The 12,767-nt window shown below is 75.1% G+C and carries 1 protein-coding gene; it reads left to right on the top strand.

Annotated features, from left to right (window positions below; genetic code table 11):
• A complete protein-coding gene (locus tag IZR01_RS07055) occupies positions 1–12,741 on the top strand; it encodes a type I polyketide synthase (protein WP_194923336.1) in 12,741 nt (4,246 codons plus the stop codon).
• Positions 12,742–12,767: the final 26 nt, after the last annotated feature.

The following is a 12,767-nucleotide window of genomic DNA, read 5'->3' as shown; positions in this document are numbered from 1 at the left end:
ATGGAGAATCAGGACAAGCTCTTCGAGTACTTGAAGAGAACTGCCGCCGAACTTCAGGAGACCCGCAAGCGCCTGCGCCGGATCGAGGCCGGTGACTCCGAGCCGCTGGCGATCGTGGCCATGGGGTGCCGGTTTCCCGGCGGGATCCGCGCTCCGCGTGACCTGTGGCGGCTGCTGGAACGCGGGGGCGATGCCATCGGGCCGTTCCCGACCGACCGCGGCTGGGACCTGAGCCAGATCTACGACCCGGACCCGGACCACAGCGGCACCTCCTACGTGGCCGAGGGCGGCTTCCTGGACGAGGTGGCGGCCTTCGACCCGGGGTTCTTCGGGATCAGCCCGCGCGAGGCGCTGGCCATGGACCCGCAGCAGCGGCTGCTGCTGGAGATCTCCTGGGAGGCCTTCGAGAACGCCGGGATCGACCCGGCGGCCATGCGCGGCAGCGCGACCGGGGTGTTCGTCGGCGCCGGCGCCTCGGGCTACGAGGTGACCTCCGAGGAGGCCTCCGGCTACCAGATCACCGGCAGCGCCACCAGCATCATCTCCGGCCGCGTCGCCTACACCCTGGGCTTGGAAGGGCCGTCGGTGACGATCGACACGGCCTGCTCCTCCTCGCTGGTCGCGATGCACCTGGCGGCCAAGGCGCTGCGCTCGGGCGAGTGCTCGATGGCGCTGGCCGGCGGGGTCACGGTGATGCCGCGCCCCGGCACCTTCGTCGACTTCTCCCGGCAGCAGGGGCTGGCCGCCGACGGCCGGTGCAAGCCCTATGCCGAGGCCGCCGACGGCACCGGCTGGAGCGAAGGCGCCGGCGTGCTCCTGTTGGAGCGGCTCTCCGACGCGCGCCGCCGGGGACACCCGGTGCTGGCCGTGATCACCGGCAGCGCCACCAACGGCGACGGCGCCTCGAACGGTCTGACCGCCCCGAACGGCCCGGCCCAGCAGCGGGTGATCCGCGCCGCGCTGGCCGGGGCCGGGCTCACCCCCTCGGACGTGGACATGGTGGAGGGGCACGGCACCGGGACCCGGCTCGGCGACCCGATCGAGGCCGGGGCGCTGCTGGCGACCTACGGCCAGGACCGGCCCGAGGGCCGGCCGCTGCGGCTGGGCTCGGTGAAGTCGAACTTCGGCCACACCCAGGCCGCGGCCGGGGCCGCCGGGGTCATCAAGGTCGTGCTCGCCATGCAGCACGGCGTCATGCCCCGCACCCTGCACGTGGACCGGCCCTCGGGCCAGGTGGAATGGGCGACCGGGGAGATCGAGCTGCTGACCCGGGCGCAGTCCTGGCCGGCCGGCGACCGGCCGCGCCGGGCCGGGGTCTCGGCGTTCGGGATCAGCGGGACGAACGCGCACGTGATCGTCGAGGAGCCGCCCGCATCGGTGCCGGCTCACAGTGCTGAGGAACTGACTGACCAGGGGCCGGCCCCGGCGCCGTTGACCGGTGTGGTGCCGCTGGTGCTGTCCGCCCGGGGCCCGGAGGCGCTCAGTGGTCAGGCCGCCGGACTGCGCGAACTGCTGGACGGCGAAGCCGGGCCCGCGCTGGCCGATGTGGCGTGGTCGGCGGCCACCACCCGGTCGGTGTTCGAGAACCGGGCGGTGGTGCTCGGCGCTGCGGACAGCGCGGCCGACGCGGTGCGGGAACTGGCCGCGCTCCAGGACGGCACGCCGGCCGAGCACACCGTGAGCGGTGTGGCGCGGACCGGCACCCGGGTGGGCTTCCTCTTCGCGGGTCAAGGTTCGCAGCGGGCTGGGATGGCCGCGGGTCTGTATGCGGCCTCGCCGGTGTTCGCGGCGGCTTTCGATGAGGCTTGCGCTCTGATCGAGGGTCATCTCGCTCTGCCGGTGCGTGATGTGGCACTCGGCACGGCCGCCGATGCCGGGGAGTTGGCGAATCAGACTGTTTATGCGCAGTCTGCCTTGTTCGCCTTGCAGGTCGGCGTGGTGGCGATGCTGGCAGCGGTGGGGGTCGCGCCGGCCGCCGTGGCGGGGCACTCGGTGGGCGAGGTCGCGGCCGCTCATGCGGTCGGGGCGCTCCCGTTGGCCCAGGCGTGTGCGTTGGTGGCGGCTCGGGGCCGGCTGATGCAGGCGCTGCCCACCGGTGGCGCCATGACGTCGATCGCGGCGCCGGAAGCGGAGGTCCTGGCGGCGCTTGACGGCGTTGAAGGCGTTCACATCGCCGCGGTGAACGGTCCGTCGGCGACCGTGGTCTCCGGGGAGAAGGACGCGGTGGACGCGGTCGCGGCGGTGTTCGCCGACCGGGGCACCCGGGTCCGCTCGCTGCGGGTCAGCCACGCGTTCCACTCCCATCGGATGGACCCGATGCTGGCCGAGCTGACGCAGGTCGCCGGAGCCATCGGCTTCGCCGGGACCCAGGTTCCGTGGGTGAGCACGGCCACCGGGGCGGTCGTGGAGTCCTGCGATGGTGCCTATTGGGCCGGTCAGGCCCGGGGCGCGGTCCGGTTCGCCGATGCCGTGAGCACCATGGCCGGTCTGGACATCGACCTGTTCGTCGAGATCGGCCCGGACGGCACGCTGTCGGCCCTCGGCGCCGGAGCCGTGCCGGACGCCGAGTTCGTCTCCTTGCTCCGTCCCGACCACGACGCCGCGACCACGACCGTGACCGGGCTGGCCCGGGCCTGGGTGCACGGCGCCGGGGTGGACTGGGCCGCGGTCCTGGGCTCCGGGAACCGGGTGGAGCTGCCCACCTACGCCTTCCAGCGTCAGCGGTTCTGGCCCACCGGTGTGCTCGGCGAGGCGGACATGGCCGCCTCGGGCCTGAACGCCATGGGCCACCCGCTGCTGCTGGCGTCGGTGGAACTGGCCGGCGCCGGCGGCGTGGTGCTCACCGGCCGGCTCTCGCCCCGGGTGCAGCCCTGGCTGGCCGACCACGCGGTCGGCGGGACGGTGATCCTGCCCGGCACCGCGTTCGTGGAGATGGCGGTCCGGGCCGGCGAGGCGGTCGGCTGCGGGTGGGTCGACGAGCTCACCCTGGAAGCGCCGCTGATCCTGGCCGACGACGGCCCGCTGACCCAGGTCCAGGTGACCGTGGGCGCCGCCGAGGACGGCCTGCGCCCGGTGTGGATCCACGCCCGCCCGGCTCTGGACGCGCCGTGGACCCGGCACGCCAGCGGGACGCTGGCGCCCGGCGGCGGCGCGATGGCGGCCGGGGACCTGGCGCTCTGGCCGCCGGCCGAGGCCACCCCGGTCGATCTGGACGGCTGGTACGAGCGGATGGCCGCCGGCGGCAACGGCTACGGCCCGGCGTTCCAGGGCCTGCACGCGGCCTGGCGCCGGGGCGAGGAGGTGTTCGCCGAGGTGCGGCTGCCGGACCAGGCGGCCTCCGAGGCCGGCTGGTTCGGCCTGCACCCGGCGCTGCTGGACGCCGCACTGCACGTCTCCGGCCTGGTGCTGCCGGCCGGGCGCCCCGGCGAGATCCCGCTGCCGTTCGCCTGGCGCGGGGTCGGCCTGCACGCCTCCGGCGCCTCGCAGCTGCGAGTCCGCCTGGCCCCGGACGGGGGCGGCGGCCTGACCCTGACCGCCGTCGACGGCCGGGGCGCCCCGGTGATCTCGGTCGACTCGCTGGTGATGCGGGCGATCACGGCCGGGCACGGCGGCGGGGCCGTGGTGCGCGACGGGCTGTTCGCGGTGGACTGGACCCCGGTGCCGGCCGGCGAGCCGGCCGGGCGGATCGTGGCGCTGGGCGGCGGGGACCTCACCGGGCTGCCGGTGGACGGCGCGTTCGCCGATGTGGCGGCTTTGGCCCAGGCGGTGCGGGCCGGTGAGCCGGTTCCGGACCAGGTGTTGCTCGCGGTGGGTGCCCCTGCTGGTTCGTCTTCGGCGACCGCGATCGCGAAGGACACCGCGGCTCGCGCTCGCGATGCCGTCTGCGACGTCCTCGCCGTGGTGCGGCAGTGGCTGGCCGCCGAGGAGTTGGCGGCGGCCCGCCTGGTGGTGCTGACTCGCGGGGCGATCTCCACCTCCGGGGAGGACGTGGCCGATCTTTCCGGCGCCGCTGTCTGGGGCCTGATTCGCACCGCGCAGACCGAGAACCCCGACCGCTTCGTCCTGCTGGACGTCCCGGGCCAGGGTTCTGACCTGCTGCCCGGCGCCCTGGCCTGCGGCGAGCCGGAATTGGCGGTCCGCGCCGGGGCCGTCCTGGCCCGCCGCCTGGTCCGTCCGGCCCCGCCGCTGGCCCTGCCGGCCGGTCCCTGGCGGGCCGAGGTCGCGCGCGCCGGCACCCTGGACGGCGTGGCCTTCGTGGAGTATCCGGAGGCGCTGGACCCGCTTGGTCCGGGGCAGGTCCGGATCGCGGTCCGCGCCGCCGGTGTGAACTTCCGCGACGTGCTGACCGCCCTGGGGATGTATCCGGGGGAGCCGTTGCTGGGCAACGAGGTCGCCGGGGTGGTGGCCGAGGTCGGTCCCGGGGTTCGGCACCTGTCGCCCGGCGACCGGGTGATGGCGATGGCCGGCGGCGGCTTCGGCCCGTTCACGGTCGTGGACGCGCGGACCGCGGTGCCGCTGCCGACCGGCTGGTCCTTCGCCCGGGGTGCGGCGATACCGGTGGCGTTCACGACGGCCTGGTACGGCCTGGTCGATCTGGCCCAGGCCGCGCCCGGTCAGCGGATCCTGATCCACGCCGCGACCGGCGGTGTCGGCTCGGCGGCGGTACAGGTCGCCCGACATCTGGGCCTGGAGGTGTTCGCCACCGCCAGCCCGGCCAAGTGGGGCGCGTTGCGCGCGATGGGCCTGGATGAGGACCACATCGCCTCCTCCCGGGACGCCGGCTTCGAGGAGAAGTTCGCCGCCGTCACCGCGGATCAGGGCATGGACATCGTCTTGAACGCGCTGGCCGGCGAGCTGACCGACGCCTCACTGCGGCTGCTGCCGCGCGGCGGGGCCTTCATCGAGATGGGCAAGACCGACGCCCGCGATCCCGACCAGATCGCCGCCGCCCACCCGGGCGTGCGCTACCGCACCTTCGCCACCAGCGAGACGGCGGGCCCGGACCGGCTGGGCGAGATGCTGACCGAGGTCAGGACCCTGATCGAGGACGGGGTGTTCACCGCCGCGCCGATCCGGTGCTGGGACGTGCGCCGGATCGGCGACGCCCTGCGGTTCATGAGCCAGGCCAAGCACATCGGCAAGATCGTGCTGACCATCCCGGTGCCCGCCCCGGCCGCCGGTACCGCGCTGGTCACCGGCGGCACCGGGACGCTGGCCGGGCTGGCGGCCCGGCATCTGGTGCGGACCGGCCGCGCCGGGAACGTCATCCTGGCCGGCCGCTCCGGCCCGGCCGCCGCCGGGGTCGCGGCGCTGGCCGCCGACCTGGCGCAGTCCGGCGCCGACACCCGGGTGGTGTCCTGCGACGCCGCCGAATACGACGCCCTGGCCGCGCTGGCCGGGACGATCCCGGCGGACCGCCCGCTGTCAGTGGTCGTCCACGCCGCCGGTGTCCTGGACGACGGCGTGCTCACCTCGCTCACCCCCGAGCGGATCGCCGCCGCCCTGCGCCCCAAGGCCGACGCGGCCTGGAACCTGCACCGGCTGACCGCCGACCGCGACCTGTCGGCGTTCGTCCTGTACTCCTCGGCCTCCGCCCTGTTCGGCGGTGCGGGCCAGGGCAACTACGCCGCGGGCAACGCCTTCCTGGACGGTCTGGCCGCGCACCGCAGGGCCGCCGGACTCCCGGCGGTCGCGCTCCAGTGGGGCCTGTGGGCCACCGGCGGCATGGGCGGCACCCTGGACGAGGGCCAGCGCACCCGGGCCGCCCGCGGCATGGCCGCGCTCCCGGCCGCCGACGGTCTGGCGCTGTTCGACGCCGCGCTGGCCCGGGACGAGGCGGTGCTGGTCCCGGCCCTGCTCGACGTCGCCGGCCAGCGGGCGGCGGCGGCGCGCGGCGAGGCGGTCCCGGCCCTGTGGCGCACCCTGGTCGGCATCTCGGCCCGGCCGTCCGCCGCGGCCGCGCCGGCGGCCGGCGGCGCCGGCGGTTCGCTGCGGGACCGGCTGGGCACCCTGCCCGCCGACGACCGCGCCCACGCCCTGGTCGACCTGGTCCAGGCCAGCGCGGCCGCGGTGCTCGGCCACGCCTCGACCGGCGCGGTGGACGCCCAGCGGGCGTTCAAGGACCTCGGCTTCGACTCGCTGACCGCGGTGGACCTGCGCAACCGGATCAACGGGGCCACCGGGCTGCGGCTGTCCTCGACCCTGATCTTCGACTACCCGACGCCGGCCCTGTTGGCCGCGCACCTGGACAGCGAACTGTTCGCGGGGATCGCGGACCCCGCGGCCGGCGCACCGTCGGCCGGCGGGTCCGGCGCGGCGGCCCAGGACCCCATCGTGATCGTCGGGATGAGCTGCCGCTTCCCCGGCGGCATCGGCAGCCCCGAGGACCTGTGGGAGGTGCTCGACACCGGCCGGGACTGCATCGGGGAGTTCCCGACCGACCGGGGCTGGAACATCGACGGGATCTACGACCCGTCCGGGCGGGCCGGCACCTCCTACGTCAACGAGGGCGGGTTCCTGTACGAGGCCGGTGAGTTCGACCCCGGATTCTTCGGCATCGGCCCGCGCGAGGCGGTGGCGATGGACCCGCAGCAGCGGCTGTTGCTGGAGACGTCGTGGGAGGCGTTCGAGCGGGCCGGCATCGACCCGGTGGCGCTGCGGGGCACGGACACCGGCGTCTTCGTCGGCGCCGCGATCTCCGGCTACGGCCCGGGCCTGGCCATCGACGAGGGTGCCGAGGGCTACCTGATGATCGGCACCACCGCCAGCGTCGCCTCCGGCCGGCTCTCCTACACCTTCGGGCTGGAGGGCCCGGCGATGACCATCGAGACGGCGTGCTCCTCCTCGCTGGTCGGCATGCACCTGGCGGCGCAGTCCCTGCGGGCCCGGGAGTGCTCGCTGGCCCTGGCCGGCGGGGTGACGGTGATGGCGACCCTGGAGCGGTTCGTCGACTTCTCCCGTCAGCAGGGGCTGGCGCACGACGGCCGCAGCAAGGCGTACTCCGACAGCGCCGACGGCGCCAACTGGAGCGAGGGCGTCGGCGTGGTCGTGCTGGAGCGGCTCTCCGACGCGCGCCGCAACGGCCACCCGGTGCTGGCGGTACTCGCCGGCAGCGCGGTGAACCAGGACGGCGCCTCCAACGGCCTGACCGCCCCGAACGGTCCCTCGCAGCAGCGGGTGATCAAGACGGCGCTGGCCGGCGCCGGTCTGCGCGGTACCGACGTCGATGTGGTGGAGGGCCACGGCACCGGCACCACACTCGGCGACCCGATCGAGGCCGGGGCGCTGCTGGCGACCTACGGCCAGGACCGGCCCGAGGGCCGGCCGCTGTGGCTGGGCTCGATCAAGTCGAACTTCGGCCACACCCAGTGGGCCGCCGGCGTGGCCGGGGTCATGAAGATGGTGCTGGCCATGCAGCACGAGCGGCTGCCCCGGACGCTGCACGTGGACCGGCCCTCGTCCAAGGTGGACTGGACCGCCGGGGACATCAAGCTGCTGACGGAGCCGGCGGCCTGGCCGGCCGGCCCGGACCGGGTCCGGCGGGCCGGGGTGTCCTCGTTCGCGATCAGCGGCACGAACGCGCACGTGATCCTGGCTGAGCCGCCGGCCGAGCCGGGGACGCAGACCGGGGCGGAGCGACCGGAACCGGCGGCCGGTGCCGCCGGTCCCGCCGATGCCGCCGGTCCCGTTCTGGTCGGTGCCCTCGGCTGGCCGGTGTCGGGGCGGACCGAGGAAGCCCTGTGCTCACAGGCCGGCCGGCTGCGCGAGTTCGTGCTGGCACACCCGGAGATCCAGGCGCGGGACGTCGCGTGGTCGCTGGCCACCACCCGGTCGGTCTTCGAGCACCGCGCGGTGGTCCTGGACACGTCCGCGCAGACGCTGGCCTCGGTGGCGACCGGACAGTTCGCCGCCGCGGCGATCAGCGGTGTCACCGGCGGCGAGCGGATGGGATTCCTGTTCGCGGGTCAGGGTTCGCAGCGTGCTGGGATGGCGGCCGGGCTGTATGCGGCCTCTCCGGTGTTCGCGGCAGCCTTCGACCAGGCGTGCGGGCTGCTGGAAGGCCACCTCGGTCTGCCGGTGCGGGACGTGGCGCTGGGTACCGCCGCCGATGCCGGGGAGCTGGCGAATCAGACTGTTTATGCGCAGTCTGCTCTGTTCGCCTTGCAGATCGGTGTGGTCGCGATGCTGGCGGCGGTCGGGGTGAAGCCCTGGGCGGTCGCCGGTCACTCGGTGGGCGAGGTCGCCGCGGCGTACGCGGCCGGTGCGTTGTCCTTGGCCGACGCGGCGGCGTTGGTGGCTGCCCGGGGCCGGTTGATGCAGGCCCTGCCGACCGGCGGGGCGATGACCTCGATCGCGGCGCCGGAAGCGGAGGTGCTGGCGGCGCTGGAGGGGGTCGAAGGCGTCTGGATCGCCGCCGTGAACGGTCCGTCCGCGACCGTGATCTCCGGGGAGAAGGACGCGGTGAACGCGGTCGCGGCGGTGTTCGCCGAGCGCGAGGTGCGGGTCCGGTCGCTGCGGGTCAGCCACGCGTTCCACTCCCACCGCATGGATCCGATGCTGGCCGAGCTGTCGCGGACTGCTGACGGTCTGGGCTGGAAGGCCACGACGATTCCGTGGGTGAGCACGGCCACCGGGGCGGTCGTGGAGTCCTGCGATGGTGCCTACTGGGCCGGCCAGGCCCGGGGCGCGGTCCGGTTCGCCGACGCCGTGAGCACCATGGCCGGGCAGGACATCGACCTGTTCCTGGAGATCGGCCCGGACGGCACGTTGTCCGCCCTGGGCACGGCGGCGGCGCCGGACGGGGAGTTCGTCTCCTTGCTCCGTCCCGACCACGATGCCGCGACCACCGCCCTGAACGGGCTGGCCCGGGCCTGGGTGCACGGCGCCGGGGTGGACTGGGCCGCGGTCCTGGGCTCCGGGACCCGGGTGGACCTGCCCACCTACGCCTTCCAGCACCAGCACTTCTGGCCGAACTCCAAGCCCGGCGCGAAGGATCTGGCGCAGGCCGGCCTCGGCGCGATGAGCCACCCGTTGCTGCTGGCGTCGGTGGAACTGGCCGGAGACAGCGTGGTGCTCTCCGGGCGGCTGTCGACCCAGGCGCAGCCCTGGCTCGCCGACCACGCGATCGGCGGGACCGTCCTGCTGCCCGGCACCGCGTTCGTCGAGCTGGCGGTCCGCACCGGCGACGCGGTCGGCTGCGGCCGGCTGGAGGAGCTGACGCTGGAGGCACCGCTGGTGCTGCCGGCGGACGGCTCACCGATGCGGGTCCAGGTCAGGGTCGGCGGCGACGCCGACGGAGTGCGTCCGGTCACGATCCACACCCGGTCCGTCGCCGGCGGCGCCGACGCGCCCTGGACCCGGAACGCCAGCGGCACGCTGACCGTGTTGCCGGAGCGCACCCAGGTCGGTGATCTGGTGGTGTGGCCGCCCCGGGGCGCCGAACCGCTGCCGGTCGACGGCCTGTACGAGCGCATGGCCGAAGAGGGCTATCACTACGGCCCGGCTTTCCAGGGCCTGCGCGCCGCCTGGCGCCGCGACGGCGAAGTGTTCGCCGAAGTGGTCCTGCCGGAGATCGTCGCTGATGAAGCCGCCAGCTTCGGTCTGCACCCGGCGCTGCTGGACGCGGCCCTGCACCTGGGCGGTCTGGTCCTGCCGGAGTCCGGCCCGGGCGAGGTGCGGCTGCCGTTCGCCTGGACCGGCGTGACCCTGCACGCGATCGGCGCGGCCGCGCTGCGGGTCCGGCTGACTCCGGACGGCTCCGGCGGCCTCACCCTGATCGCCGCGGATCACGGCGGCACCCCGGTGGTGTCGGTGGAATCGCTGGCCCTGCGCGCGATCCCCGCGGCGGATCAGGACACTGTGAACCCGGTGGTCCGCGAAGGCCTGTACGCGGTCGGCTGGACGCCGGTCGCGGCCGGCGAGCCGGCCGGGCGGATCGCGGCGCTGGGGGCCGGCGTCCCCGGGGTTTGGGCCGATGCCGTGTTCGCGGATGTGGCCGCCTTGGTCGAGGCGGCGCGGGCCGGTGAGCCGGTTCCGGACTTGGTGTTGGCCGCTACGGGGGCCGACGCCGATGCCGGTTGCGCGGCGGGGGCCGGGGCTTGCGCTCGCGGCGCGGTATCCGATGTGCTCGCCGTGGTCCAGCAATGGCTGGCCGCCGATGAACTCGCGGCGTCCCGCCTGGTCGTCGTGACCCGCGGTGCGGTCGCCACCGCCCCCGGCGAGAGCGTCACCGATCTGAGCGCCGGCGCGGTCTGGGGCCTGGTCCGCACCGCCCAATCCGAGAACCCCGACCGGGTCATCCTCCTGGACCTCCCGGACCAGGGTTCTGATCTCCTGGCCTGCGCCCTGGCCTGCGGCGAGCCGGAGCTGGCCATCCGCGGCGAGGCCATCCTGGCCCGCCGCCTGACCCGCCCCACCGCCGGGCTCCGGCTCCCCACCGACGGCACGCCCTGGCGGATCGAGGTCGACCGCGCTGGCACGCTCGACGGCCTGGCCGCCGTCCCGGTCCCGGCCACCCCGCTGGAACCCGGTCAGGTGCTGGTCGCGACCCGCACCGCCGGGGTGAACTTCCGCGACGTCCTGATCACCCTGGGCATGTACCCGGGCCAGGCCCTGCTGGGCAGCGAGGTCGCCGGGGTGGTGGCCGAGGTCGGCCCGGGCGTGACCGGACTGGTGCCCGGCGACCGGGTGATGGCCACGGCCGTCGGCGGGTTCGGCCCGTTCACGGTGGTGGACGCGCGCACCACGGTGCCGCTGCCCTCGGGCTGGTCGTTCGCTCAGGGCGCGGCGATACCGGTGGCGTTCACCACGGCCTGGTACGGCCTGCTGGATCTGGCGCAGGCCGCGCCCGGTCAGCGGATCCTGATCCACGCCGCGACCGGCGGTGTCGGCTCGGCGGCGGTGCAGGTCGCCCGGCACCGGGGCCTGGAGGTGTTCGCCACCGCCAGCCCCGGCAAGTGGGACACGCTGCGCGCGATGGGCCTGGATGAGGACCACATCGCCTCCTCCCGCGACGCCGGCTTCGAGCAGAAGTTCGCCGCCGTCACCGCGGATCAGGGTATGGACATCGTCCTGAACGCGCTGGCCGGCGAGCTGACCGACGCCTCGCTGCGGCTGCTGCCGCGCGGCGGCGTCTTCATCGAGATGGGCAAGACCGACGCCCGCGACCCCGAGCAGGTCGCGGCCGGCCATCCGGGCGTGCGCTACCAGATGTTCGAGACCGGCGAAGCCGGCCTGGACCGGCTGGGCGAGATCATGACCGAGGTCAGGGCCCTGATCGAGGACGGCGTGTTCACCGGCATGCCGGTCCAGTGCTGGGACGTCCGCCGGATCAGCGACGCCTTCCGGTTCATGAGCCAGGCCAAGCACATCGGCAAGGTGGTGCTGACCCTTCCGCGCAAGCCGCGGGCCGCGGGCACGGTCCTGGTCACCGGCGGTACCGGCATGATCGGCGGCCGGGTCGCCCGGCATCTGGCCCAGACCGGCCGGGCCGGCCAGGTGGTGCTGACCGGCCGCTCCGGCCCGGTGGCCGGCGGCGTGCCGGCGCTGGCCGCGGACCTGGCCGGCTCCGGGGCCGGGGTCCGGGTCGTGTCCTGCGACGCCGCCGACCGGGAGGCGCTGGCCGGACTGCTGGCCTCGGTGCCGGTGTCCTCGGTGTTCCACTCGGTCGGAGTCCTGGACGACGGTGTGTTCACGTCCATGACCGCCGAGCGGGTGGACACCGTGATGCGGCCCAAGGCCGACGCGGCGTGGCACCTGCACGATCTGACCGCCGACCGCGATCTGGACGCCTTCGTCCTGTTCTCCTCGGCCGCGGCGACCTTCGGCGGCGCCGGGCAGGCGAACTACGCCGCGGCCAACGCGTTCCTGGACGCTCTGGCCGCGCACCGCCAGTCCGCCGGACTCCCGGCCACTGCCCTGGCCTGGGGCCTGTGGTCCGAAGCCAGCACCATGACCGGGCACCTGGGCGGCGACCAGAAGTCCCGCATCAGCCGGGACGGCGGCGACGCCCTGACCGCCGAGGACGGTCTGGCGCTGCTGGAGGCCGCCCTGGGCCGGGACGAGGCGATGCTGGTCCCGGCGCTGCTCGACCTGCCCGGCGTGCGGGCCCGCGCGGCCCGCGGCGAGCAGGTCCCGGCGTTGTGGCGGGGTCTGGCCGGCGCGGCCCGGCCGAAGGCCGCCGGCGCGGCGGCGGCCGGCGGGGACTCGGTACAGTCCCGGCTGGCCGGGCTGGCGCCGCAGGAACGTGACCGGGCTCTGACCGACATGGTCCGCGCCTACACCGCCGCGGTCCTCGGATACACCTCGGCGGACTCGGCTCCGGCGGACCGGACCTTCAAGGAACTCGGCTTCGACTCGCTGGCGGCCGTCGAGCTCCGCAACCGGCTCGGCGGGGCCACCGGGCTGCGCCTGGCGGCGACCGTGGTCTTCGACTACCCGACTCCGGCGGCGCTGGCCGCGCATCTGTCCGAGCGCCTGCGGCCCGACGAGGTGGCCGCCCAGGCCGCCGACGCCGACGCCGACGTGGAGTCCAGGCTGCGGGCGATCCTGGCCGCGGTCCCGCTGGCCCGGCTCCGGGACGCCGGGCTGCTGGAGCCGTTGCTCGGGCTGGCCGACGTCCGGGACGAGGCGGTCCTGGCGGTGGCGGCGGCCGAACCGGAGGCCGACGCCGGGCTCATCGACTCGCTGGACGCCGAGGCGCTGGTGCGGATCGCGATGGAAGCCGAAGGAACCGAACGTTGATGCCCGGTCACGCTTTGACCCCGACC

The sequence above is a fragment of the Catenulispora pinisilvae genome (assembly GCF_015356865.1).
Classification (GTDB): Bacteria; Actinomycetota; Actinomycetes; order Streptomycetales; family Catenulisporaceae; genus Catenulispora; species Catenulispora pinisilvae.
This window is presented reverse-complemented; position numbering and strand designations above follow the sequence as displayed.